This is a genomic window from Pseudomonas sp. A-RE-22 (assembly GCF_019956035.1).
Taxonomy (GTDB): Bacteria; Pseudomonadota; Gammaproteobacteria; order Pseudomonadales; family Pseudomonadaceae; genus Aquipseudomonas; species Aquipseudomonas brassicacearum.
Window position 1 is genome coordinate 1 of sequence record NZ_JAHBCZ010000008.1, and the last position, 25,014, is coordinate 25,014.

Annotated in this window: 25 protein-coding genes; 15 read left to right on the forward strand and 10 right to left on the reverse strand. The window is 61.8% G+C overall.

Features of this window, described 5'->3' with window-relative positions:
• Positions 1-353: 353 nt before the first annotated feature.
• Positions 354-1,847: a CoA-acylating methylmalonate-semialdehyde dehydrogenase gene (locus KGA89_RS04730; RefSeq protein WP_003197520.1), complete on the reverse strand. Its 1,494-nt coding sequence runs from the start codon at positions 1,845-1,847 to the stop codon at positions 354-356.
• A gap of 72 nt (positions 1,848-1,919) precedes the next feature.
• Positions 1,920-3,269, reverse strand: coding sequence for an aspartate aminotransferase family protein (locus KGA89_RS04735; RefSeq protein ID WP_003197518.1), 1,350 nt, complete (start codon positions 3,267-3,269; stop codon positions 1,920-1,922).
• A 122-nt stretch (positions 3,270-3,391) separates the two neighbouring features.
• Here KGA89_RS04735 and KGA89_RS04740 point away from each other — a divergent pair, with 122 nt between their 5' ends.
• The 3 genes from KGA89_RS04740 to KGA89_RS04750 all read left to right on the forward strand — a co-directional run bounded on the left by KGA89_RS04740 (position 3,392) and on the right by KGA89_RS04750 (position 5,732).
• On the forward strand, positions 3,392-4,312 hold the full coding sequence (locus KGA89_RS04740) for a LysR family transcriptional regulator (protein WP_003197516.1): 921 nt from the start codon (positions 3,392-3,394) through the stop codon (positions 4,310-4,312).
• 180 nt (positions 4,313-4,492) lie between these two features.
• Positions 4,493-5,143, forward strand: coding sequence for a TetR/AcrR family transcriptional regulator (locus tag KGA89_RS04745; RefSeq protein ID WP_018605108.1), 651 nt, complete (start codon positions 4,493-4,495; stop codon positions 5,141-5,143).
• Between the two features lie 7 nt (positions 5,144-5,150).
• Entirely contained in the window at positions 5,151-5,732 is a 582-nt protein-coding gene (locus KGA89_RS04750) for an IMPACT family protein (RefSeq protein WP_027911825.1), read from the forward strand.
• Positions 5,733-6,063: 331 nt separating this feature from the next.
• Here the strand turns inward: KGA89_RS04750 and KGA89_RS04755 are convergent, their stop codons facing one another.
• Entirely contained in the window at positions 6,064-6,234 is a 171-nt protein-coding gene (locus KGA89_RS04755) for a hypothetical protein (protein ID WP_223470759.1), read from the reverse strand.
• A gap of 31 nt (positions 6,235-6,265) precedes the next feature.
• On the opposite strand from KGA89_RS04755, the gene KGA89_RS04760 reads away from it, so the two are divergent.
• From KGA89_RS04760 to KGA89_RS04770, 3 genes are read left to right on the forward strand one after another with little or no spacing between them, the layout of a single operon-like run.
• Positions 6,266-7,819, forward strand: a complete 1,554-nt coding sequence (locus KGA89_RS04760) for an ABC transporter ATP-binding protein (protein WP_223470761.1) — start codon at positions 6,266-6,268, stop codon at positions 7,817-7,819.
• A 12-nt stretch (positions 7,820-7,831) separates the two neighbouring features.
• Positions 7,832-8,938: an ABC transporter permease gene (locus KGA89_RS04765; RefSeq protein ID WP_223470763.1), complete on the forward strand. Its 1,107-nt coding sequence runs from the start codon at positions 7,832-7,834 to the stop codon at positions 8,936-8,938.
• Positions 8,938-9,864 (forward strand): ABC transporter permease, encoded by a 927-nt coding sequence (locus KGA89_RS04770; protein ID WP_223470765.1) that lies wholly within the window; start codon positions 8,938-8,940, stop codon positions 9,862-9,864. The genes KGA89_RS04765 and KGA89_RS04770 overlap by 1 nt, the downstream gene beginning before the upstream one ends.
• Positions 9,865-9,926: 62 nt before the next feature.
• Here KGA89_RS04770 and KGA89_RS04775 read toward each other — a convergent pair whose 3' ends face one another.
• Positions 9,927-10,355: a hypothetical protein gene (locus KGA89_RS04775; RefSeq protein WP_223470767.1), complete on the reverse strand. Its 429-nt coding sequence runs from the start codon at positions 10,353-10,355 to the stop codon at positions 9,927-9,929.
• An 81-nt stretch (positions 10,356-10,436) separates the two neighbouring features.
• On the opposite strand from KGA89_RS04775, the gene KGA89_RS04780 reads away from it, so the two are divergent.
• The 3 genes from KGA89_RS04780 to KGA89_RS04790 all read left to right on the forward strand — a co-directional run bounded on the left by KGA89_RS04780 (position 10,437) and on the right by KGA89_RS04790 (position 13,118).
• Positions 10,437-10,787, forward strand: coding sequence for a MerR family transcriptional regulator (locus KGA89_RS04780; protein ID WP_003197497.1), 351 nt, complete (start codon positions 10,437-10,439; stop codon positions 10,785-10,787).
• A gap of 25 nt (positions 10,788-10,812) precedes the next feature.
• Positions 10,813-11,499 carry an SDR family oxidoreductase gene (locus tag KGA89_RS04785; RefSeq protein ID WP_003197496.1) on the forward strand — a complete coding sequence of 229 codons (687 nt, stop codon included), beginning with the start codon at positions 10,813-10,815 and terminating at the stop codon, positions 11,497-11,499.
• 260 nt (positions 11,500-11,759) lie between these two features.
• A complete protein-coding gene (locus tag KGA89_RS04790) occupies positions 11,760-13,118 on the forward strand; it encodes an 8-oxoguanine deaminase (protein ID WP_223470769.1) in 1,359 nt (452 codons plus the stop codon).
• A gap of 123 nt (positions 13,119-13,241) precedes the next feature.
• Here the strand turns inward: KGA89_RS04790 and KGA89_RS04795 are convergent, their stop codons facing one another.
• On the reverse strand, positions 13,242-14,333 hold the full coding sequence (locus KGA89_RS04795; RefSeq protein ID WP_003197491.1) for a calcium:proton antiporter: 1,092 nt from the start codon (positions 14,331-14,333) through the stop codon (positions 13,242-13,244).
• Positions 14,334-14,710: 377 nt separating this feature from the next.
• On the opposite strand from KGA89_RS04795, the gene KGA89_RS04800 reads away from it, so the two are divergent.
• The 3 genes from KGA89_RS04800 to KGA89_RS04810 all read left to right on the forward strand — a co-directional run bounded on the left by KGA89_RS04800 (position 14,711) and on the right by KGA89_RS04810 (position 17,938).
• Positions 14,711-15,793 carry a BMP family ABC transporter substrate-binding protein gene (locus KGA89_RS04800; RefSeq protein WP_223470771.1) on the forward strand — a complete coding sequence of 361 codons (1,083 nt, stop codon included), beginning with the start codon at positions 14,711-14,713 and terminating at the stop codon, positions 15,791-15,793.
• A gap of 142 nt (positions 15,794-15,935) precedes the next feature.
• A complete protein-coding gene (locus tag KGA89_RS04805; RefSeq protein ID WP_027911820.1) occupies positions 15,936-16,901 on the forward strand; it encodes a 2-oxoglutarate and iron-dependent oxygenase domain-containing protein in 966 nt (321 codons plus the stop codon).
• 83 nt (positions 16,902-16,984) lie between these two features.
• Positions 16,985-17,938: an adenosine deaminase gene (locus tag KGA89_RS04810; protein WP_223470773.1), complete on the forward strand. Its 954-nt coding sequence runs from the start codon at positions 16,985-16,987 to the stop codon at positions 17,936-17,938.
• Positions 17,939-18,056: 118 nt separating this feature from the next.
• On the opposite strand, the gene KGA89_RS04815 is transcribed toward KGA89_RS04810, so the two are convergent.
• From KGA89_RS04815 to KGA89_RS04825, 3 genes are all read right to left on the reverse strand, one after another.
• Positions 18,057-19,439: an MFS transporter gene (locus KGA89_RS04815; RefSeq protein WP_223470775.1), complete on the reverse strand. Its 1,383-nt coding sequence runs from the start codon at positions 19,437-19,439 to the stop codon at positions 18,057-18,059.
• Positions 19,440-19,551: 112 nt separating this feature from the next.
• The gene (locus KGA89_RS04820) at positions 19,552-20,286 is read right to left on the reverse strand and encodes an ArsR/SmtB family transcription factor (RefSeq protein WP_223470777.1); all 735 of its coding nucleotides are present in this window, start codon (positions 20,284-20,286) and stop codon (positions 19,552-19,554) included.
• 141 nt (positions 20,287-20,427) lie between these two features.
• Positions 20,428-21,357, reverse strand: coding sequence for a LysR family transcriptional regulator (locus KGA89_RS04825; RefSeq protein WP_223470778.1), 930 nt, complete (start codon positions 21,355-21,357; stop codon positions 20,428-20,430).
• Positions 21,358-21,470: 113 nt separating this feature from the next.
• On the opposite strand from KGA89_RS04825, the gene KGA89_RS04830 reads away from it, so the two are divergent.
• Entirely contained in the window at positions 21,471-22,484 is a 1,014-nt protein-coding gene (locus tag KGA89_RS04830; RefSeq protein ID WP_223470779.1) for a zinc-binding alcohol dehydrogenase family protein, read from the forward strand.
• 243 nt (positions 22,485-22,727) lie between these two features.
• Positions 22,728-22,898 carry a hypothetical protein gene (locus KGA89_RS04835; protein ID WP_003197476.1) on the forward strand — a complete coding sequence of 57 codons (171 nt, stop codon included), beginning with the start codon at positions 22,728-22,730 and terminating at the stop codon, positions 22,896-22,898.
• A gap of 1 nt (position 22,899) precedes the next feature.
• Here KGA89_RS04835 and KGA89_RS04840 read toward each other — a convergent pair whose 3' ends face one another.
• Positions 22,900-24,102 (reverse strand): multidrug effflux MFS transporter, encoded by a 1,203-nt coding sequence (locus tag KGA89_RS04840; protein ID WP_003197474.1) that lies wholly within the window; start codon positions 24,100-24,102, stop codon positions 22,900-22,902.
• Positions 24,103-24,197: 95 nt separating this feature from the next.
• Positions 24,198-24,395: a heavy-metal-associated domain-containing protein gene (locus KGA89_RS04845; protein ID WP_223470780.1), complete on the reverse strand. Its 198-nt coding sequence runs from the start codon at positions 24,393-24,395 to the stop codon at positions 24,198-24,200.
• A 148-nt stretch (positions 24,396-24,543) separates the two neighbouring features.
• On the opposite strand from KGA89_RS04845, the gene KGA89_RS04850 reads away from it, so the two are divergent.
• Positions 24,544-24,927, forward strand: a complete 384-nt coding sequence (locus KGA89_RS04850) for a hypothetical protein (RefSeq protein ID WP_223470781.1) — start codon at positions 24,544-24,546, stop codon at positions 24,925-24,927.
• Positions 24,928-25,014 lie beyond the last annotated feature (87 nt).

Consider the following 25,014-nt stretch of genomic DNA (forward strand, 5'->3'; position numbering starts at 1 on the left):
TGCGCTTCCGATCTCTCGTTAGCGGGAGGCGAATTCTACAGCGTTACTCGCTGCTGTCAACACCTCTTTTTCACCGCTTTCGACCGAGAAGATCGAACCGCTGATAGAGCCAAACAACACCGCTCTATCTGCTCCTTCCGGGCTTCGATGAACTGAAGCCCAACACCTTCGAAACCTACTTAACTCATTGAATCTCAAGGAGTTTTCCGTTTCGACTGCGCCGGAAGTGGGGCGAATTATAGACTTCCAGAATCTGCCGTCAACACCTATTTTCATAATTCTGTCACATCAGTCAAAAAGCCCCGTAAACACAGAGGCCGGCGCCCAAGGGCGCCGGCCTCTGTGTTTACCGGTTACAAGCTGGGGAAAGCGAACTGCGAAGCCTCATGGCTGGCACGCTGCGGCCAGCGCTGGGTAATGGCCTTGCGACGGGTATAGAAACGCACGCCGTCCGGGCCGTAGGCGTGCAGGTCACCGAACAGCGAGCGCTTCCAACCACCAAAGCTGTGATAGGCAACCGGCACCGGCAATGGAACGTTGACGCCCACCATGCCGACTTCGATCTCATCGCAGAACAACCGCGCCGCCTCGCCATCACGAGTGAAGATGCAGGTGCCGTTGCCATACTCGTGATCGTTGATCAACTGCATCGCCTCTTCCAGGCTATTGACCCGGACGATGCACAGCACCGGCCCGAAGATCTCTTCCTTATAGATGCGCATCTCAGGTGTCACGCGATCAAACAGGCAGCCACCCAGGAAGAAACCTTCCTCATGCCCGGTCACACTCAAGCCACGGCCATCGACCACCAGCGAAGCACCCGCCGCCACACCGTCTTCTATATAGCCGCTGACCTTGTCGCGATGCTGCCCCGTCACCAACGGCCCCATGTCCAGCCCACAGGACGTACCTGCGCCAATCTTCAGCGCCTTGATCTGCGGCACCAGCTTGGCCACCAGCGCATCCGCCACCTGGTCGCCGACACACACCGCTACCGAAATCGCCATGCAGCGTTCACCGCACGAACCGTACGCCGCACCCATCAGTGCGCTGACGGCATTGTCCAGGTCCGCGTCCGGCATCAGCACCGCATGGTTCTTCGCCCCACCCAGTGCCTGGACGCGTTTGCCACGCCGAGTGCCCTCGGCATAGATGTATTCGGCAATCGGCGTCGAACCGACAAAACTCAGCGCCTTCACTTCCGGCGCCTCGATCAGCGCGTCCACCGCAGCCTTGTCGCCGTGCACCACGCTCAATACGCCCTTGGGCAAACCGGCTTCCAACAACAGCTGTGCGATCAGCAGCGTCGAACTCGGGTCACGCTCGGACGGCTTGAGGATGAAGCAGTTACCGCAGACGATCGCCAACGGATACATCCACAACGGCACCATCGCCGGAAAGTTGAACGGTGTGATACCGGCCACCACACCCAGAGGCTGGAAGTCTGACCATGCGTCGATGTTCGGTCCTACGTTACGGCTGTATTCGCCTTTCAGAATTTCTGGTGCCGCGCAGGCAAACTCGACGTTTTCGATGCCGCGCTTGAGCTCACCGGCCGCGTCTTCCAACGTCTTGCCGTGTTCTTCACTGATCAACTGCGCGATGCGCGATTCGTTCTGCTCCAGCAATTGCTTGAAACGAAACATCACCTGCGCGCGCTTGGCCGCCGGTGTATTACGCCAGGCCGGGAAAGCCGCCTTCGCGGCGTCGATGGCCTGCTGGATGGTTGCGCGATCAGCCAACGGCACTTTATGGATGGCCTGGCCAGTAGATGGGTTGAACACATCGGCGGTGCGAGCGCTGTCGCTCAGCAGTTCGCCATTGATCAAATGCGGGATTAGGCTCATGGGGACTCCAGAATTTATCCACAGGCGCCCGTGACCGGACGCCCGTTATCGAAAGCTATATAGAAGGACGTATCAGTCGAGCTTGTTCAGCACTTCACCGACCGCATCGAACAGGCGATCCAGATCCTGCGGCTTGCTGTTGAACGTTGGACCGAACTGCAGGGTGTCGCCGCCAAACCGCACATAGAACCCGGCTTTCCACAACGCCATGCCGGCCTCGAACGGACGCACGATTGCGTCGCCGTCGCGCCCGGCGATCTGGATCGCGCCGGCCAGGCCATAGTTGCGAATGTCGATGACGTTTTTCGCGCCCTTCAAGCCGTGCAGTGCATTCTCGAAATGCGGGGCGATCTCGGCCACGCTCTGTACCAGGTTTTCCTTCTGCAGCAGGTCCAGCGCAGCCAGGCCAGCCGCGCAGGCTACCGGGTGCGCCGAGTAGGTGTAGCCGTGGGGAAACTCCACCGCGTACTCGGGCGTCGGCTGGTTCATGAACGTCTGGTAGATCTCGGAGCTGGCAATCACCGCACCCATGGGGATCGCGCCATTGGTGACTTGTTTGGCGATGCACATCAGGTCCGGCGTCACGCCAAAGCTGTCGGCACCGAACATCGAACCGGTGCGGCCGAAACCGGTGATCACTTCGTCGAACACCAGGAGAATGCTGTGCTGGTCGCAGATTTCCCGCAGGCGCTTGAGGTAACCCTCTGGCGGCACCAGCACGCCAGCCGACCCCGCCATCGGTTCGACGAATACCGCAGCGATGTTGGAAGCATCGTGCAGCTCGATCAACTTCAGCAGCTCATCGGCCAAGGCGATGCCACCCTCTTTCGGCATGCCACGGGAATAGGCATTGCTGGCCAGCAAGGTGTGAGGCAAGTGGTCGACGTCCATCATGGCTTGGCCGAACAGCTTGCGGTTGCCGTTGACACCGCCGAGGCTGGTGCCGGCGATGTTCACGCCGTGATAGCCACGGGCACGACCAATCATCTTGGTCTTGGTCGCCTGGCCCTTGAGACGCCAGTAGGCGCGGACCATCTTCACCGCGGTATCGGCGCACTCGGAGCCGGAGTCGGTAAAGAACACATGATTGAGATTGCCCGGGGTCAGACTGGTGATTTTTTCCGCCAGTTGGAACGACAGCGGATGGCCGTACTGGAACCCCGGTGAGTAATCGAGGGTGCCCAGTTGCTTGGCGACCGCTTCCTGGATTTCCTTGCGGGTGTGCCCGGCGCCACATGTCCACAGGCCCGACAGCGAGTCGTACACCTTGCGCCCCTTGTCATCCACCAGCCAACTGCCTTCGGCAGCGACGATCAGGCGCGGATCGCGCTGGAAATTGCGGTTGGCGGTGTAAGGCATCCAGTGGGCATCCAGCTTGAGCTGGCTGGCCAGGGAACCGGCAGCGTGTTCGGGCATGTTCATCGACAAAACCTCGCAGGTCATAAGCGACAGGGAATCGAAAGCGTTCTTGCAGCTAAGTTGCCACGGCGATAAAGTCGGTGAAATCCAACTTTTGTAACCTTCAGTCTGTGGATCACTAAACTATGAGCGCTCGTCGTCCCGATCCACTGGCCCAGGTCAGCGACTTTGATATTCGCCTGCTGCGCATTTTCCGCAGCGTAGTGGAATGTGGTGGATTTTCCGCCGCTGAAACCGTGCTTGGCATCGGCCGCTCGGCCATCAGCCAGCAGATGAGCGATCTAGAGCAACGCCTCGGCCTGCGCCTGTGCCAGCGTGGGCGCGCGGGCTTTTCCCTGACCGAGGAAGGTCGCGAGGTGTATCAATCGGCGTTGCAGCTATTGAGCGCACTGGAAAGCTTTCGCACCGAGGTCAACGGCCTGCACCAGCATTTGCGCGGTGAATTGACCATCGGCCTGACCGACAACCTGGTCACCCTGCCCCACATGCGCATCACCCACGCCTTGGCGCAATTGAAAGAACGCGGGCCCGACGTGCAGATCCAGATCCGCATGATCGCCCCCAACGAAGTCGAGCAAGGCGTGCTCGACGGGCGCCTGCACGTCGGCGTAGTTCCCCAGGCCAGTGCCCTGTCCGGGCTGGAATATCAACCGCTGTACAGTGAACGATCACTGCTGTACTGCGCGGTCGGGCATCCACTGTTTTATGTCGATGACCAGCAACTTGAGGACGCTCGCCTCAACAGCCAGGACGCCATCGCGCCAACCTTCCGCCTGCCTGCCGAAATACAGGCCCATTACCAGGCGCTCAATTGCACCGCGAGCGCATCGGACCGCGAAGGCATGGCGTTCCTGATCCTCACCGGACGCTACATCGGTTACCTGCCCGATCACTACGCCAGCCTCTGGGTCCAGCAAGGTCGGCTGCGGGCCCTGAAGCCCTCCGCACGTTTCTATGACCTGAGCCTGGCGTCGGTCACGCGCAAGGGGCGTCGGCCTCACCTGGTGCTGGAGAGTTTTCTCGAAAGCCTGGCGGCCACCCGTTAACCCTTTTGCTCGCGATAGCGGATATTCAGTCAATAAAGATGTGACGGTTCCACTGCTATCGCGAGCAAGCTCGCTCCCACAGGTGTTTAGTCAGGCTTTTAGTGTGATGGCACTTGTCGGATCGATGCCGGTGCGCTATCAACGCACTTGCTTGCCCACAGACCCAGCCCGGAAACGCCCATGACCTTTGAAGTCCCTGCCCACGGTGGCAAGCCCACCAGTCGCATTCGTCAAAAGAACGAAGAGACGATTCTCAAGGCTGCCGAAGATGAATTCGCCCGTCACGGGTTCAAAGGCACCAGCATGAATGCCATCGCCCTGAAGGCCGGGCTGCCCAAGGCAAATCTGCATTATTACTTCACCAATAAACTCGGCTTGTACGTGGCGGTGCTGAGCAACATCATCGAATTGTGGGACAGCACCTTCAATACCCTCACAGCCGAGGATGATCCGGCCGAAGCCCTGACCCGCTATATCCGCGCCAAGATGGAGTTCTCTCGTCGCCAACCCCAGGCATCGCGATTGTTTGCCATGGAAGTGATCAGCGGTGGCGAATGCCTGAGCGAGTATTTCAACCAGGATTATCGCGCCTGGTTCAATGGTCGGGCGGCCGTATTCCAGGCCTGGATCGATGCCGGCAAGATGGACCCGATCGACCCGGTTCACCTCATTTTCCTGTTATGGGGCAGCACCCAGCATTACGCCGACTTCGCCACCCAGATCTGTCGCGTGACCGGGCGCAGCAAGTTGACCAAGCAGGACATGGTCGAGGCTGGCGACAACCTGATCCGCATCATTCTCAAAGGCTGCGGCCTGACACCTGCCCTCTAAGATCGCCATGCCCTTTACCCTTGCCGGCTTTTGCGAACACCGCGAAGAAATTCGCAAAAGCCGCTTCATCACGTTCGCCGCGCCCATCACCAGCCCCGCCGACGCCCAGGCCTTTATCGACCAGCACAGCGACCTGAATGCCTCGCACAATTGCTGGGCCTGGAAACTCGGCGACCAATACCGCAGCAACGACGATGGCGAACCGGGAGGCACCGCCGGGCGGCCAATCCTGGCCGCGATCGAAGCACAAGCCTGCGATCAGGTCGCGGTGCTGGTGATTCGCTGGTACGGCGGGATTCAACTGGGCACGGGCGGGCTGGCCCGGGCTTATGGCGGCGGCGCGAACAAATGCCTGCAAAACGCCGAGAAAATCGAATTGATCAGTCGCGTGGCGCTGCGCTGTTCCTGCGGGTTCGCCGAACTGGCCCTGGTGAAACTGCGCGTCGCCGAATGCGCCGGGTTGGTCAATGAAGAGCGCTTTACGGCCAATGGCGTCGATCTTCAACTGGCCGTGGGCGAAGCGCAGATCGAAACCTTGCAAACGCACCTGGCGGACCTGAGCCGTGGCCGGATTCTGCTGGCACGTTGAGATCAACCTGCGACCTTTCAGGGCGCCTCGCAATCGTTCAACTTGCCCACATCCACTGTGTACCCGACTGTGGATAACCTGAGCACATCCCTCTGTAACCCTTCTGTCATGCGGGTTTCAGAGGGTTGCTCATTTTTCAGCCAAAGTCCCGCCGAACAGACAAATCCATCCACTAAACAAACGCTTGCGGCGGTTTATCACCTTTAGAAGAAAGCCCCGCAGTGCTTATGCCCGAGTTTCCCGCTTGCACACAATAACTGTGGAGCAACCTGTGGATAACCCGTTCATGGCTCCTGCCACCCCAAGAAGGGCATGGCTCGCAGCCGCTTGCTCAATTTTTAACCACCCATTTCAGGGCAAACCGATGCCTGCGCAAAACCTGCGCGCTCCAAGCCGGTGCAGAATTTTCCTGCGGCAGATGCCCAGCCCACGTGCAGAAAGCCTTGGCGACGCGGGTCGAGGCAATTTCCTGACCTGATGGCCAGGAAATTGCTTTATCCACAGGTATTCCTGTCCATCGGCCCGAGCCTGTCATGTCCAACCCCGATTCCATCGCGCGCCTGCAATTGCGCAACATCAGCAAACGCTACCCCGGTTGCCTGGCCAACGACGCCATCGACCTGAGCATCCAACCCGGGGAGATCCACGCCCTGCTCGGGGAAAACGGTGCGGGTAAAAGCACCCTGATGAAGATTATCTACGGCGTCACCCCTGCCGATTCGGGCGAGGTGATCTGGCAAGGCCAGCGCGTCAACCTGCGCAACCCGGCCCAGGCCCGCGGCCTGGGAATCGGCATGGTATTCCAGCATTTCTCGCTGTTCGAAACCCTCACCGTTGCGCAGAACATTGCCCTGGCAATGGGCGCGGCAGCCGGTACGCCGGCGCAGCTGGAACCCCGGATCCGCGAGGTTTCCCGGCGCTACGGCATGGCGCTGGAGCCGCAGCGGCTGGTCCACAGCCTGTCGATTGGCGAGCGGCAACGGGTGGAGATCATTCGCTGCCTGATGCAAGACATTCGCCTGCTGATTCTCGACGAGCCGACCTCGGTGCTCACGCCCGTTGAAGCCGAAGAACTGTTCGTGACCCTGCGCCGCCTGGCGAGCGAGGGTTGCAGCATCCTGTTTATCAGCCACAAGCTCGGGGAAGTGCGAGCGTTGTGCCACAGCGCCACGGTGCTGCGCGGCGGGCGGGTGTCGGGGCATTGCACGCCGGCGCACTGCTCGGACCGGGAGTTGGCGCAACTGATGGTTGGCGAAGCGGCCGGACTGATCACGGACTACCCCAAGGTCAACGCAGACAAAGCCTTCCTGCAAATCAACAAGCTGTCCTGGCACAACCCGGACCCGTTCGGCTGCTCGTTGCGGGAGATTGACCTGGAGGTGCGCAGCGGCGAAATCGTCGGCATCGCCGGGGTGGCGGGCAACGGTCAGGATGAATGGCTGGCGTTGCTCAGCGGAGAAACTCCGCTTGCCCGCCTGCAAGGCGAAACGATCCGATTCGACGGGCAACCCGTGGCTCATCTGCGCCCCGACGCCCGTCGCCGGCTCGGGCTGGCCTTTGTCCCCGCCGAGCGCCTGGGCCACGGCGCCGTGCCGCAATTGAGCCTGGCGGATAACGCCTTGCTCAGTGCGTTCCAACAGGGCCTGGTCAGCCACGGACTGATTCGCCGCAGCAAGGTCGAACACTTGGCCGAAGAGATCATCCGCCGCTTTGGCGTGAAGACACCCGACACCAGAACCCCGGCGCGCAGCCTCTCGGGAGGCAACCTGCAGAAATTCATTCTCGGCCGGGAAATCCTGCAACAGCCGAAGCTGCTGGTGGCCGCTCACCCGACCTGGGGCGTGGACGTCGGCGCGGCCGCGACCATCCATCGCGCCCTGATTACCCTGCGCGATGCAGGCGCGGCGATTCTGGTGATCTCCGAAGACCTCGACGAACTGTTCCAGATCAGCGACCGCCTCGGCGCCTTGTGCGGCGGGCGTCTGTCGGCCTTGAGGCCCACCGTCGAGACCCGGCTCAGTGACGTCGGCGGCTGGATGGCCGGCCAGTTCGACGCCCCTCAATCCCCTGCCCCCGCACCGGTCTAAACGGAGTTCTACATGCTGCTTTCTCTCGAACCTCGCGGCCAGCAATCGCGCCTGATGCTCTGGTGCTCGCCGCTACTGGCCGCCGTGTTGACCCTGGCCTGTGGCTCGCTGCTGTTCATCGCCCTGGGGCACGATCCGCTGCAAACGCTGTACACCCTGTTGATCGCCCCGATCAGCGATCTGTACGGCGTGTCCGAGTGGCTGGTCAAGACCCTGCCGATCCTGCTGTGTGCCCTCGGCCTGGCCGTGGCCTATCAGGCGCGAATCTGGAACATCGGTGCTGAAGGCCAACTGCTGCTCGGCGCCCTGGCCGGCAGCGCCTTGGCGGTGAATATCATCGACATGCAAAGCCGCTGGGCACTGGTGCTGATCCTGCTGACCGGCACCCTGGCCGGTGCCGCCTGGGCCGGGCTCACGGCGTGGCTGCGCACGCGCTTCAATGCCAATGAAATCCTCACCAGCATCATGCTCAATTACATCGCCCTGAACCTGTTGCTGTTTTGCGTTCACGGACCGTTGAAAGACCCGGCGGGTTTCAACTTCCCCGAGTCGGCGATGTTCGGCGAGGCCAGTCGCCTGCCGTTGCTGCTGGAGGACGGCCGGGTCCACGCCGGGCTGTATTTCGCCCTGCTGGCACTGGTGGCGGTGTGGGTTTTGCTGCAGAAAAGCTTCGTTGGCTTTCAGATCAAGGTACTGGGCCTCGATGCCCGCGCCGCCGGTTTCGCCGGTTTTCGCCAGAAACCGTTGGTGTGGCTGGCGTTGTTGATCAGCGGGGCACTGGCCGGGCTGGCCGGCGTCTGCGAAGTGACCGGGCCGATCGGTCAACTGGTGCCGCAGGTGTCGCCGGGCTACGGCTATGCGGCAATTACCGTGGCCTTCCTGGGGCGGCTCAATCCCATTGGCATTCTGTTTGCCAGCCTGTTGATGGCCCTGCTGTACATCGGCGGCGAGAGCGCGCAGATGTCGCTGAACCTTCCCCAGGCAATCACCCAACTGTTCCAGGGAATGATGCTGTTTTTCCTGTTGGCCTGCGACGTGCTGATTCTGTACCGGCCACGCCTCAACCTGCGCTGGGCCCGCCGCACCCGAACCACCGCCGTACAGGCAGGAGCGCTGTGATGGATATCGACCTGTTGAGCAATATTTTCTACGCCATGGTCCGCTGCGGTACGCCGTTGCTGCTGGTGGCCCTGGGTGAATTGGTCTGCGAAAAAAGCGGCGTCCTCAACCTGGGCCAGGAAGGCATGATGCTGTTCGGTGCGGTGATCGGTTTTATCGTCGCATTCAACAGCGGCAACCTGTGGCTCGGCGTGCTGCTGGCGATGGCTGCCGGCATGCTGTTGTCGGCGTTGTTCGCGCTGGTGGCGCTGGTATTCAACGCCAATCAGGTGGCCACCGGGCTGGCGCTGACGATTTTCGGTGTGGGCCTGTCGAGCTTTGTCGGAGCGGCCTGGGTCGGCAAACCGCTGGCGGGATTCGAGCCGCTGGCGATTCCTTACTTGAGTGACATTCCACTGATCGGGCGGATGCTGTTTGCCCAGGATCTGCTGGTTTACCTGTCCTTCGCCCTGTTTACCCTGGTGGCGTGGATGATAGTGAAAAGCCGCGTCGGGTTGATCATCCAGGCCGTCGGGGAAAATCCCGATGCCGCCAGTGCCATGGGCCTGCCGGTGTTGCGGGTGAGGACCCTGGCGGTACTGTTTGGCGGCGCCATGGCCGGGTTGGCCGGCGCCTATCTGTCGCTGGCCTACACGCCGATGTGGGCCGAGAACATGAGCGCCGGACGCGGCTGGATCGCCCTGGCGCTGGTGGTGTTCGCCAGTTGGCGGGTGTGGCGCCTGCTGCTGGGCGCCTACCTGTTCGGCCTCGCCAGCATCCTGCACCTGGTGGCCCAGGGGCTGGGCCTGGCGATTCCATCGAGTCTGCTGGCGATGCTGCCGTATGCCGCGACCATTGTGGTGCTGGTGCTGTTGTCCCGGGACGCCGTGCGCACCCGGCTGTATGCGCCGGTGTCCCTGGGGCAGCCTTGGCAGGCGGGGCACTGAGATAGACCGCGGCGCCTCTATCGCGAGCAAGCTCGCTCCCACACACGGCCGGCAGGCTCGACTCAGGCCCCCTGTGGGAGCGAGCTTGCTCGCGATGAGTCCCGAACAGGCAACACCTGAACCAAGCCCCACACCACCTCGAAAAACAGGAAAACCCACAACACCGCACTGGCCCCATGAAGCAGCGCATACAGCATCCAGGCCGAAAACAGAAACCGCCCCGTCGCGTCATAACGCCCGTACAGCGCCTGCGGATCCCGAATCCGCAGCACCGCCCACACGCAGACAATCGAGCCCATCAAATTCACCATCAACACATGCGCCGGCGCAAATGGCGGCAGGTCCCCAGGCAGGTCAAATAGCTGAGTCATGCTCACCAACACGCCATGCAGTGCCGCAAAGCTCCACGGCGTGACCAGCGCGGCCGACACGATCAGGTCGTACCAGGCGCTGCCAAGCACCACCCGGCGGTATTGCATCGAAGTCCACATACACTTTGCTCCAGATAATTGGGGAGCGAAAAGGCTAAAGCCTGGGGTATGCTCCAAGGTCAAGTCCTCTGGAGTTCCACAATGCGCATCGGTGAATTAGCCCAGGCCTGCGCCGTCAGTCGAGACACACTGCGCTTCTACGAGCAGCGGGGCCTGATCGCGGCGACGCGCAGCGCCAACGGCTATCGCGACTACCCCGCCGACGTGGTCCAACTGGTGCTCTATATCAAGACAGCCCAGCGCCTGGGCTTTACCCTGGGCGAGATCGGCGCCAGCGTCGCCGCCCTGTGGAACGCCCCCGACCCGGACTGCGCCGTGACGCAATTGCTGCAAGACAAACTGAACCTGATCGAAACCCGTATCACCGAACTCGACGCGTTGCGTCACGAGCTGAAACAACGGCTCGGACAACGCTGTCCATTAAATCCATGACCTTTTTCTTTCAAGGATGCCTCTCATGAATTCGGCAAGAAACGCATTGATCATCGGCGCCTCCCGGGGCCTGGGCCTCGGTCTGGTGAAGACGCTGCTCAGCGATGGCTGGAACGTGACCGCCACCGTGCGCAACCCGCAGAACGCAGAGGCTTTGAAGGCGCTGGGCCCGGTGCGGATCGAAAAACTCGACATGGACGACCAGCAAGCGGTCATCGCCCTGAGCCAACAGCTCAAGGGCGAGACCTTCGATCTGTTGTTCGTCAATGCCGGCGTCAAGGGCCCGGACAACCAGAGCCCGGGCGGTGCGACGCTGGCCGAAGTCGGCCAGTTGTTCTTCACCAACGCGGTGGCGCCGATCAACCTGGCCCAACGCTTCGTTGGCCAGATCCGCGACGGCAGCGGCGTGCTCGCCTTCATGAGTTCGGTGCTGGGCAGCGTGACCATGCCCGACGCGCCGGAACTGGCGCTGTACAAGGCCAGCAAGGCGGCGCTCAACTCCATGACCAATAGCTTTGTCAGCCAACTGGGCGAGCAGTCACTGACCGTGCTGTCGCTGCACCCGGGCTGGGTGAAGACCGACATGGGCGGCGAAGGAGCGGACATCGATGTCGAGACCAGCACTCGCGGGCTGATCGACCAGGTCGATGCCTTTTCCGGCAAGGGTGGGCATCATTTCGTCAACTACCGGGGCGAAACAATCCCTTGGTAACTCCGCTAATCCCCTGTGGGAGCGAGCTTGCTCGCGATGGCGGCAGGTCAGTCGACATCGATGTTGGATGTGAGACTGCCATCGCGAGCAAGCTCACTCCCACCAAGCCCTCTCCTAATAGGAACCTGAGTTGGGCACTGGAAATGTGTCCGGCAACCTGAGTAAACTCCGACCCTCGCCCCCCACGGCGACCCTGGATCAGCAGACAGGGCATCACTGAGCTGGCTAACCTGAACCCACTTTCAGAGGAGCCGGCCACCATGCCTGCGACCCGTACCTGGTTAAAAAATCCCTTCGCCATTTTCACGGCCAACGACCTCGATGCCCGTGGCGGCCTCGTCCTGCAGGACGGTGTGATCGTCGAACTGCTAAGCGCCGGCCAGCAACCCGCCCAGCCCTGTGACGACATCTTCGATGCGCGCGAGCATGTGATCCTGCCGGGGTTGATCAATACCCACCATCATTTCTACCAGACCCTGACCCGTGCCTGGGCGCCAGTGGTGAACCAGCCGTTGTTTCCCTGGCTGACGACCCTCTACCCTGTGTGGGCGCGGCTGACCCCGGAAAAACTTGCCCTGGCCAGCAAAGTGGCCTTGGCCGAGTTGCTGCTGTCGGGCTGCACCACCGCGGCCGACCACCATTACCTGTTTCCCGAAGGCCTGGAAAATGCCATCGACGTGCAAGTGCAGAGTGTTCGTGAACTGGGCATGCGCGCGATGCTGACCCGCGGTTCCATGAGCCTGGGCGAGGCCGACGGTGGCTTGCCGCCGCAGCAGACCGTGCAGCAGGGCCAAGTGATTCTCGACGACAGCCAGCGCTTGATCGCCGAGTACCACGAGCGCGGCGACGGCGCGCAGATCCAGATTGCCCTGGCGCCCTGCTCACCGTTTTCGGTCACGCCGCAGATCATGAGCGCCAGCGCCGAGCTGGCGGAAAAACTCGACGTACGCCTGCACACGCACCTGGCCGAAACCCTCGATGAAGAAGCGTTTTGCCTGCAACGCTTCGGCCTGCGCACCGTGGATTACCTGGACAGCGTCGGCTGGCTTGGCCCGCGTACCTGGCTGGCCCACGGCATTCATTTCAACCCGGATGAAATCGCCCGTCTCGGCGCCGCCGGCACCGGTATCTGTCACTGCCCGAGTTCGAACATGCGCCTGGCCTCGGGCATTTGCCCGACCCTGGACCTGACCGCCGCCGGCGCTCCCGTGGGCCTGGGGGTAGACGGTTCGGCATCCAACGATGCCTCGAACATGATCCTCGAAACCCGCCAGGCGCTGTACATCCAGCGCCTGCGCTACGGCGCGCAAGCGATCACGCCGGAGCGCGTGCTGGGCTGGGCGACCCGGGGCTCGGCGCAACTGCTCGGGCGCAGTGATATCGGTGAATTGGCGGTGGGCAAGCAGGCCGACCTGGCGCTATTCAAGCTCGATGAGCTGCGTTTCTCCGGCAGCCACGATCCGATTTCCGCACTGCTGCTGTGCGGCGCGGATCGGGCGGATCGGGTGATGATCGGTGGGCAATGGCGGGTCATCGACGGGCAGGTCGAGGGGTTGGACTTGAAGGGCTTGATTGCTGACCACAGCCAGGCGGCGCGGGAACTGATCGCAGGCACCTGACTCAACCCAAATCCCCTGTGGGAGCGAGCTTGCTCGCGATAGCGGCCTGACATTCAACATCGATGTTGATTGATCTGGTGCTATCGCGAGCAAGCTCGCTCCCACAGGGGGACGGTGTTGAGCTTAGAGGCCCAGCAGGGACAACATGATGAACGTCGCAAACAACACAAAATGGGTCATGCCTTCGATGGCATTGGTTTCGCCGTCGTTGAGGTTGATCGCGCTGACGATCAGGGTGATGAAGATCATCACCGTCTGCACCGGGGTCATTGCCATCTGGAACGGCTGGCCGGTGTAGAGGGCCATGGCCTCCATCACCGGCACGGTCAGGATCACGGTGGACAGCGAAGCGCCCAGCGCGATGTTCACCACCGACTGCATGCGATTGGCGAGGGCCGCGCGCAGGGCGGTGAGGATTTCCGGTGCGGCGGAGATGGCGGCCACCAGGATCGCCGTGACCACCGGCGGCGCACCCGAGCCTTCCAACCCCAGGTCGAGGGCCTTGGACATGACTTCGGCCAGGGCGCCGATCACCACCACGCCAAACACCAACGCGCCGATGGAAAGCGTCAGGCTGATGGGTTCCGGCTCGTTTTCCACCGGCTCTTTCTTGCGGCGTTTTTCTGGATAGCTGTAGCTGAAGAAGTAACTGTGAGGCCCGACCTGCATGCGCAGGAACAAGGTGTACAGCACGATCATCGCGCCGATGGTAAAGGCCGAATACATTTTCCAGCTCTCGCGGGGAATGAACTCCGGCACCACCATCGATACCCCCATGGCGGTGAGAATCATCACGCTGTAAGTGCGCGCCGAATCGTCGTTGTAAGCCTGCTCGCCATGCTTGATCCCGCCCATCAGCGCCGCGAGCCCGAGGATGCCGTTGATGTCGAGCATCACCGCCGAGTAGATCGTGTCCCGCACCAACGTCGACGAAGCCTCGTTGCTCATCATGATCGCCAGGATCACCACCTCCACCAGTACCGCCGACAGCGTCAGAATCATGGTGCCGTAAGGATCACCGACCTTTTCCGCCAGCAGTTCGGCGTGATGGGCCACGCGCATGGACGCCGCGACGATGAAACCGATCAGGACCAGGCCGCCAGCCAACGCCACCACTTGCCCGCTGCCCAGCAGCCAGTGCTCCAGCGGATAGGCGATACACGCGGCGATCAGCGCCAGCAACAGCAGTTTTTCTTGCTTGAGCAAAGTGAGCATCGCGGGCCTGTCACCGTGGGCGGGGTCATGAGTTACTGACTATAGGAGGCGGTGAACGTTTCGTTCGGTGTGATGCACCAGGGGATGGCGTCTGCAGGCAGGGTGCACCTTTATTGTTCTCATGAGCCTCATCGCGGGCAAGCCTTGCTCCCACAGATATTGCGTCGCACTTGTGAAGCGAGCTTGCCCTCCCATGAGGTTGGGCTACCCATCTGCTGGGGCAAGGCCTTATTCCACATTGTTTGGCCTTGCACTTGTGGGAGCAAGGCTTGCCCGCGATGACGGCATCAAGGTGTCGCAGATTTTGTTGTCTTGTTGGTCAGCATTTTGCATTGGTGCTGCACAGCCAACCTCACAACAAAATGGAGTTCGAGTTCATGCACAAACGCCCCTTGAAGAAGTTGCTTTGCGCCGTCGTCGCCGCCGTCGGCCTGGGCGCCGGCCTGAATGCCAGTGCCGCCGACCCGCTGAAGGTCGGCTTCGTCTACATCGGCCCGATCGGCGACCACGGCTGGACCTATCAGCATGAGCAAGGGCGCAAGGAGCTGGCGGCGAAATTCGGTGAGCAGATCACCACCAACTACGTGGAAAACGTGCCGGAGGGTGCCGACGCCGAGCGGGTGATCCGCAACATGGCCAAGGACAAGTACGACCTGATCTTCACCACCTCCTTCGGCTACATGAACCCGACGCTCAAGGTCGCCAAGCAATTTCCCAAGGTGATCTTCGAACACGCCACCGGCTACAAGCAGGACAAGAACCTGGGCACGTACCTGGCTCGCACCTACGAAGGTCGCTACGTCGGTGGTTTCCTCGCGGCCAAGATGACCAAGACCAAGAAGATCGGCTACGTCGCCTCCTTCCCGATCCCGGAAGTCATCCGCGACATCAACGCCATCCAATTGGCCCTGAACAAGTACAACCCCGGCAGCGAGATCAAAGTGGTATGGGTCAACTCTTGGTTCGACCCGGGCAAGGAAGCCGACGCCGCCAACGCGCTGATCGACCAGGGCGTGGACGTGGTGTTCCAGCACACCGACAGCCCGGCGCCGATCCAGGCCGCCGAGCGACGCGGCGTCTATGCGGTGGGCTACGCTTCGGACATGGCCCACTTCGGTCCCAAGGCGGTGCTGACGTCCATAGTCAACGACTGGGGCCCGCATTACATCCAGGCGACCCAAAGCGTGCTCGACCACAGCTGGAAATCCCAGGACTACTGGGGCGGCCTGAAGGAAGGCACGGTGAAACTGCCGATCAGCGACCTGGTGCCGGCAGCGGTCAAGAGCGAAGCCGAGCAGATCATCGCCGACATCGAGAGCGGCGCCTTCCACCCGTTCACCGGCCCGATCAAGGACCAGGCCGGCGTCGAGAAAATCCCGGCGGGCGTGAGCGCCACCAACGCGGAACTGGCGTCGATGAATTATTACGTCGAAGGCATGAAGGCTGAGATTCCCAAATAACCCAAGACCAACCCAAACCCCTGTGGGAGCGAGCTTGCTCGCGATTGCGGACTGACCTTCAATATCTATATTGGCTGACCCACCGCGATCGCGAGCAAGCTCGCTCCCACATGGGGTTCCTATCTCAAGTCAGGAAAGCAGTATGAACAGCCTTCCCATCATCGACATCAGCCCACTCTACGGCGATGACCCCGGCGCCTGGCAAACCGTCGCCAAGCAGATCGACCGCGCCTGCCGTCAATGGGGCTTTTTCTACATCAAGGGTCATCCCATCAGCCCGGCGCGCATCGCCGAGGTGCTGGACAGCGCCCACCGCTTCTTCGCCCTGCCCGTCGAAGAAAAACTCAAGATCGACATCACCCAGACCCGCCATCACCGCGGCTATGGCGCCGTCGCCACCGAACAATTGGACCCGACCAAGCCCAGCGACCTGAAAGAAACCTTCGACATGGGCCTGCACTTGCCGGCCGATCACCCCGACGTGCTGGCGGAAAAACCCCTGCGTGGCCCCAACCGCCACCCGGACCTGATTGGCTGGGAAAGCTTGATGGAGCAGCATTACCGAGACATGCAAGCGCTTGCGCAAACCCTGCTGCGGGCCATGACCCTTGCCCTGGGTATCGAACGGGACTTTTTCGACACGCGCTTCAACGAGCCGGTCAGCGTACTGCGCCTGATCCACTACCCGCCCCGCGACACCGCCAGTAGCGCCGAGCAGCAAGGTGCTGGCGCCCATACCGATTATGGTTGCATCACCCTGCTCTATCAGGACGCCGCCGGCGGCCTGCAAGTGCGCAACGTCGACGGCCAGTGGGTCGACGCGCCGCCCATCGACGGCACCTTCGTGGTCAACCTCGGTGACATGATGGCGCGCTGGAGCAACGACCGTTACCTGTCCACGCCGCATCGGGTGATCAGCCCGCTGGGAGTGGACCGGTACTCGATGCCGTTCTTTGCCGAGCCGCACCCCGACACGCTGATCCAATGCCTGCCCGGTTGCCAGGATGACGCCCACCCGCCAAAGTACCCAACGACTACCTGCGCCGAATTCCTGCTGTCGCGCTTCGCCGACACCTATGCTTACCGGCGTGAGTCGCTCGCCGTGTAGTGGATCAGCCGGTCAGGTTTTACCCGACAAGGCGGCCAGCGCCTGTAGAATGCCCGCCATCGATTCGCTGATGAGAAAAGACCATGTACGACTGGCTGAACGCCCTGCCCAAGGCTGAACTGCACCTGCACCTGGAAGGCTCGCTGGAGCCCGAGCTGCTGTTCGCCCTGGCCGAACGCAACAAAATTGCCCTGCCGTGGAGCGACGTCGAGACCCTGCGCAAGGCCTATGCCTTCAACAACCTGCAGGAATTCCTCGACCTGTATTACCAGGGCGCCGATGTGCTGCGCACCTCCCAGGATTTCTACGACCTGACCTGGGCCTACCTGTTGCGTTGCAAGGCGCAGAACGTGATCCATACCGAACCGTTCTTCGACCCGCAGACCCACACCGACCGTGGCATCCCGTTCGAAGTGGTACTCAACGGCATCGCCGCCGCCCTCAAGGACGGTGAGCAGCAACTGGGCATCACCAGCGGCCTGATCCTGAGTTTCCTGCGCCACCTGAGCGAAGAACAAGCCGAGAAAACCCTCGACCAGGCGCTGCCGTTCCGCGAGGCCTTCGTGGCCGTGGGACTGGACAGTTCGGAAATGGGCCATCCACCGAGCAAGTTCCAGCGCGTATTCGACCGTGCGCGCAACGAAGGCTTCCTGACCGTCGCCCACGCCGGCGAAGAAGGCCCGCCCGAGTACATCTGGGAAGCCCTGGACCTGCTGAAGATCCAGCGCATCGACCATGGTGTGCGAGCCATTGAAGATGAGCGCCTGATGCAGCGGATCATCGACGAGCAGATTCCGTTGACCGTGTGCCCGTTGTCCAACACCAAGCTGTGCGTGTTCGACGACATGTCGCAGCACAACATCCTCGACATGCTCGAGCGCGGCGTGAAAGTGACGGTGAACTCCGATGACCCGGCGTACTTCGGCGGCTACGTCACCGAGAACTTCCACGCGCTGTATACCCATCTGGGCATGACCCAGGACCAGGCCAAGCGCCTGGCCCAGAACAGCCTGGATGCGCGCCTGGTAAAACCTTAAGCCTCACCGAAATCCCTATGGGAGCGAGCTTGCTCGCGAAGGCGGAGTGTCAGTCAACATCGATGTTGAATGTCGGATCGCTATCGCGAGCAAGCTCGCTCCCACAAGGGAGATGGTGTTAATCGGTGACGGTCGCTTCGCTCAACTCCTCCAACGTCTTGCCCCGCGTCTCCATCCCGAACAACCAGACCACCCCTGCCGCCACGGCGAAGCACAGCGCGCCCAGGGCGAACACGCCACCCTGGCCGGTGATGGGGAATATCAGCCCGGTTACCAGCGGGCCGAGCAACGAACCGACGCGTCCCACCGCCGAAGCAAAGCCCGAGCCCGTAGCCCGGGCCGAGGTGGGGTACAGCTCCGGCGTGTAGGTGTAGAGCACCGCCCACATGCCGAACAGGAAAAACTGCATCAGCAACCCGGTGCCTATCAACAGGCCGACGTTGCCGCCAAACACCGCGCTCTGCCCATACAGAAATGCCATCGCCCCGCCACCCAGCAGCGTGATGACGCACACCGGTTTACGCCCCCAGCGCTCCACCAGCCAGGCCGCCATCAAGAAGCCGGGAATCCCGCCCAGGGAAATCAGCACGGTGTAATACACCGACTGGGTCACCGCGAACCCCGACTGCTGCAACAACGCGCTGAGCCAGGAGGTCAGGCCGTAGAAACCGAGCAAGGCAAAGAACCAGACGCTCCAGATCATCATCGTGCGCTGGCGATACAGCGGTGACCAGATCTGCGCCAAGGCGGAAAAGAAACTGCCCGGCGTACTCTCAACCCTTGGCAAACGGATCGGCTCCGGCAGGTTCTGATGCCCCAGCGAGGTCCGGACCTTGTCTTCGATTCGCTTGAGCACCGCGTCCGCTTCGTCACCCCGACCGGCCTGTTCCAGCCAGCGCGGTGACTCGGGAATGAAGAAACGAATCGCCAGGACAAACACTGCCGGCACCGCCAGCACCAAAAAGATGTCGCGCCAGCCGACCACCGGCAGCAGGAAATACGACAGCACCCCCGCCGCCACGAAACCCAGCGGCCAGAAGCCGTCCATCAAGGCGATGTAGCGGCCCCGACGTTTGGCCGGGATCAGTTCCGAAAGCATCGACTGGGCAATCGGAAACTCCATGCCCATGCCGATGCCCAGCAGGATGCGAAACAGCGTCAAGGTCTCGATGTCCTGGGCCGTGGAGCACAAGTAACTGGCGATGCCCCACAACACGATGCTCCACTGGAACACCGGCTTGCGCCCGAAACGATCGGCCAGCATTCCCGACAGCGAAGCCCCCACCACCATGCCGAAGAAACTCGAGCTGGCGAGCAAACCGGCCTGGGCGGTGCTCAGGCCAAACTCGGCTTTGATCGACCCCAACAGGAACGTCATCATCGCCAGGTCCATGGAGTCAAAGAAAAACGCCAGGGCGATGATGATGAAGATGACCCGGTGGTAACCGCTGATGGGTAACCGTTCCAATCGTTCCGCCGCGCTGTAGCCGTGAGTGTCCATGCTGCCTCCCCCAATCCGATAATTCCCCGGACCGAGTGTGCGCGAACCTCGCAGGTGGCTATTGCTGAATACGACCTGCCGACAGCCCAGAGCGACGCGCCAGGAGCGTTTCCTAGATTGCCATCTCCACCGCATCCTGCCGGGCGAACCGGTGGATTTCCTGCTGGCCGAGCATCGTCACCTGCAGGGCTCGCGAATCGTTGGGCAAGCTCAGCCAACCCGACTGCATGAACAGTTGCAGCAGGGCCGCCCCCAGCGCGCCCCCCAGGTGTGGACGACGCTCGCTCCAGTCCGGGCAGGCACAGGCAATGCGGGCGTTGCGATGGGCCAGGGCCTGGATGAACAGGCCACGTTCGGCCAACTGATTGGAGCCTTTGTGGGTGACGATCACCCGCGGCTCGAACTGCTCGATCCACCCGGCGTCCAGCAGGCGCTGATACAGGTCCGCCGCCAGGGTGCCCCCCAGGTGATCGTCGCAAAGCCTGGCCCGCATCAACGACGCGGGAGCCGACGGCGCTTTGGTCGGCATGACTCGGCGCTTGAAGATATCCGGGATCTGCCGCGGCGTACTGACCAGCGTCGCGCTGGCCAGCGCTTCGACGGCAGCGCCGATTTCAGGTGCTGCCAGGCGGAAAAACCGCTTGCGGCCGCGGGCTTCGACTTTCAACAGGCCTCCGGAGGACAGGCGTCCCAGATGCGCGTTGGCCGAGGACGGCGACAACCCGGCGAGCAACGCCAACTCCTCGGCCTGGCGGGCCGTGCCGTCCATCAAGGCCCACATCATTGCGCTGCGCTTGGGGTCAGCCAGCAGCGCGGCGATCTGGCTGATGCAAGGTGCATGTTCCATGTATTCACTCCCTGTTGAATCATTCGTCTACTGCTCTGGCGCAGGCGGCCGCTAGTATAAGCGGGGCGGTCGAGCTTTCCTGTCCTCCGGAAACCTTTGGAGGCGATTGTTCCTGAGGGAAAATTCTCTATTTGCCCGCGACTAATGGCCGGCCCCCGTCGAGAGAGGAAAACGAGCCGTCAACTCACCGCAGCGGACCTGGAGCATGTCCCGCAAAAGGTTGATGGGCTTGCTCAATTGCGCCCGATGGGCACACAGCAGATTGAGGGGCGCGCGTTCGCATCGCAGGTGCGGCAAGAGGATTTTCAAGCGCCCGGCCAGCACGTCGGTGGACACATCCAGCCACGATTTGTAGGCAATCCCGGCACCCGCCACCGCCCAGCGCCGCACCACATCGGCGTCGTCACTGAAGCGGTCGCCACTGACGGTAAGGCTCACTTCCCGTTTACCGTCATGAAAACCCCATCGGTCATGGACCCGACTGCCAAGCATGTACAACAGGCAGTTGTGCTGGGCCAGTTGTTCCAACTGATGGGGTTCACCCTGGCGAGCCAGATAGTCCGGCGATGCGCACAACACCCGGCGGTTATCCGCGGCAATGGGCAGGGCGACCAGGCTCGAATCTTCCGGCTCGCCATAACGCAAGGCGATGTCCACCGGCTGCTTGAACAGATCGGCCATGCGATCGCCCAGCAACAGCCGCACCGTCAGCCCGGGGTGCTCGCGCTGGAACGCGTCCAGCCAGGGCAGCAGCAGGTTGCGTCCCAAGTCCGACGGCGCGGACAACTGCAACACCCCACTGACCTGATCCTGGCCACTGGTCAACAACCGCCGGCCTTCGTCAAGGCTGCTCAATGCGGCACGGGCATATTCGAGAAAGCCCTCGCCTTCGGCCGTCAGGCGCAAGCTACGGGTGGAACGGGCCAACAGCCGCGCGCCGAGGTGCTGCTCGATCCGTTTCAATGCGGCACTGGCCACCGCCGCCGACAGATCCATGCCCCTGGCCGCAGCCGAAAGACTGCCCAGGTCCGCCGCCCGGACAAACAACTGCAAGTCATCGAAGCGAAGCATGACGACTCCATTATCAAAGAATTATTGAAAGAGCCTGTTCTTTTAGCCGGTTTTATCTCGGCGATAAATAGCTAACCATGACCTTCATCGAACTCATCTCACGGAGCTGCTTCATGAAAGCCATCGCCTACTACCACTCGTTGCCCATCACCGACCCGCAATCGCTCCAGGACATCGTGCTACCAGAACCGGTCGCCGGCCCCAGGGACCTGCTGGTGGAGGTCAAGGCCATCTCGGTCAACCCGGTGGACACCAAGGTCCGCCAGAACGTCCAGCCTGAAGACGGCGTAGCCAAGGTGCTGGGCTGGGACGTGGCCGGCGTGGTCAAGGCAGTGGGCAGCGAGGTCACGCTGTTCAAGGCCGGGGACAAGGTGTTTCATGCCGGCTCCATTGCCCGGGCCGGCGGTAATAGCGAGCTGCACGTGGTGGATGAGCGCATCGTCGGTCACATGCCCAAGACCCTCGGTTTCGCCGAAGCGGCGGCGCTGCCGCTGACGGCCATTACCGCCTGGGAATTGTTGTTCGAGCGCCTGCAAATCCAGGAAGGCCAAAGCGACCTGGGCCAGAGCCTGTTGATCGTCGGCGCTGCGGGCGGCGTGGGTTCGATCCTGACGCAACTGGCCAGCCAGCTCACCGGGCTGAAGGTGATTGGCACCGCGTCCCGTGCGCAGACCCAGGACTGGGTGCGCAACCTGGGAGCCGACCTGGTGATCGACCACAGCCAGCCATTGAGCGAAGTGTTGAAAGAAGCAGGCCAGCCCCAAGTGACTCACGTCGCCAGCCTGACCCAGACCGACCAGCATCTGGACCAGTTGGTCGAAGCGCTCGCGCCCCAAGGCAAACTGGCGCTGATCGACGATCCCAAGGCGCTGGACGTGACCAAGCTCAAGCGCAAGAGCCTGTCGTTGCATTGGGAATTCATGTACACCCGCTCGCTGTTCGAGACGGCCGACATGCTTGAACAGCACAAACTGCTCAACCGCGTGGCCGCCCTGATCGACGCCGGCACCCTGAAGACCACGGTTGGCGAGCATTTCGGCACCATCAATGCCGAGAACCTGCGCCGGGCGCATGCCTTGCTGGAAAGCGGCAAGTCCAAGGGCAAGATTGTGCTCGAGGGTTTCTGACAGCACTGGGCAGTCGCCCTGCAAACAATCCTGTGGGAGCGAGCTTGCTCGCGATGGGGCCAGGTCAGGCAACATTGATGTCGGCGGGTCTACCGCTATCGCGAGCAAGCTCGCTCCCACAGGTGTTGCATCAATCTGGAACTGCACCGTCAGTCCGAGAATTGATCCTTGTCACAATTGCGATCGCATTCGGGTCTACACTCGAGGCCTTTGCAACGCAATCTTTTCGTGAGGAGGTCAGCAATGAAGATCCTGATAAAAGAAGTGGCAAAATCCCAATGGCAAGTGCGTCTTGACCAGCACGTCGTCACCTTCCGTACCGAGGCCGAAGCCCAGACCTTCGCCAACACCCTGCAAGCGCGGATCCTCGCGCCCCATCATTTCCCCGAACAACAGCAGCGCGCGGCCGGCTGAGTCAACCCTCGCGACTGGCCTGGGCCAGCGCCCGGGCATTTTGCAGGCGACGGGTCAGCATCGCTGCGCTCACCACCAACAGCCCGCAAAGGCTGATGACCAGCGCCATTGGCACGGCGGTGCCGTCATGCAGCGCCGCCACCAACGAGGCTGCCCCGGCGGCCACGGAAAACTGCAGGCATCCCAGCATCGCCGAAGCACTGCCGGCCCGGGCGCCCTGCCCATTCATGGCGCAAGCCGAGGCGTTGGGAAGGATGCACCCCAGGCTGGCGATGCAGACAAACAGCGGAACCAACAGCGGCCACAACTGCGCAGGTTGCAATGAACTGACGGCCAGCAGGCTCAGCCCAGCGCCCAGGTAGACCCATACCGCGCGGCTCAGCAGGAACGCCGGGCCGCGCTTGGACAGCAGCCGGGCGTTGACCTGGGCAACCAGGATGAAGCCCGCCGCGTTGGTGCCGAACAGCCAACCGAAATGTTCGGCCGGTACCCCGTAGAGCTTGATGAAGACAAAAGGCGAACCGGCGATGTAGGCAAACATCCCAGCGATAGCGATGCCCCCCGTCAGCGCATGGCCGAGGAAGACAGCGTCGGTCAACAACCGGCCATATTGGCGCAACGCCCCCGACAACGGTTGCCGAGGCACATAGTCCGGCAAGCTTTCCGGCAGCCACAAGGCCACAGCCGTTGACGCCAATGCACTGAACACGGTCAGGGCAATGAAGATCGATTGCCAGCCATGCAGGTTCACCAGCAACCCGCCCAGCATCGGCGCGAGAATCGGCGCCAGGCCCATCACCAGCATCAACTGTGAAAACACCTTGGCCGAACCCACCGCGTCGCATTTGTCGCTGACCACCGCCCGCGAGATCACCATCCCGGCGCATCCACCCAGGGCCTGGACGAAGCGGGCGCCGATCAGCCATTCGAGGTTCGGCGCGTAGGCGCAGGCCAGGGACGCCAACGTGAACAAACCGACGCCGGTCAACAATGGAATGCGCCGTCCGAAGCGATCCGCCACCGGCCCATAGGCCAGTTGCCCGATGGACAAGCCGAGGAAATAGGCCGCCAGGGTCAGCTGGATGTGTTTTTCGTCGGTGCCGAAGGCCGTGGCCATCGCCGGAAAGGCAGGCAGGTAGAAGTCGATCGCCAAGGGACCGAAAGCGCTCAAGGCGCCAAGAATCAGAATCGTACGGAGGTTCATCGGGCGTCCAGCTCAGGCGTCGTTCGACAGCCCGACAGTCTAGCCGTGCCGGACGCTCTTGAACATTCCGGTAGGTCGCTAACGATTAAAAAACTTCAAGCAGGGCTGGCCTCATAGCCCTCCTCCTTGATGGCCGCGAGCACAGCATCGGCCGGCAACGAACTCTGGACCTGGACAGTCTTGGCACCCAGGTCGACTTGCACATCGGCCGTCGGGTCCTTGGCCTGGACAGCCTGGGTGATGGCCTTGACGCAGTGACCACAGGACATGCCCTGAACATTGAAAGTTTGCATGAGATGACTCCTTGGAATTGAGGTTGCCAGCAGTCTCAAGCTTGCCATCATGGCAAGGTCAAGTTCTGACGAAAACTGCCGGGCTGGCAATCGGCATCGCGCTCAGCCAAGCTGCACACATCAAGGATTTAACATCGGAGGTTCAGCCATGCGCTGGTCAGCGTTCAGCCTGTTTTGCATGCTCGGTTTTTCAGCGGTGGCGCCCCAGGCACCGGCCGCCAGCGAAGACTATGGCGTGTTGATCATTTCTCGCGAGCGCCTGGAAGTGGCGACCAGTTGCGAAATCGGCATCTACATCCAGGATCAGCTCTCGGCCAGGCTGTTCCAGGAGCAAAGCACCTCGTTCAATCTGCCGCCGGGCCAGTTTTCCTTGCGCCTGAAGTTGCTGCCAGGCCAGGCACCGGGGTGCAACCCGGGCATGCTCGCGCCAGGGTCGCAGAACATCACGCTCAGGGCTGGTGACATTCTGAAGTTCCGCATCGCCATGAATGAACAAGGCATGTACCTCAAGCAGGCCGGGCTCGGTTACTGACACTCCTCTTGCCCCTGTGGGCAAGCTTTGTGGGAGCAAAGCTTGCCCGCGATCCAGGCGCCGCGGTCATTCAGAAAGCTGCGGTGC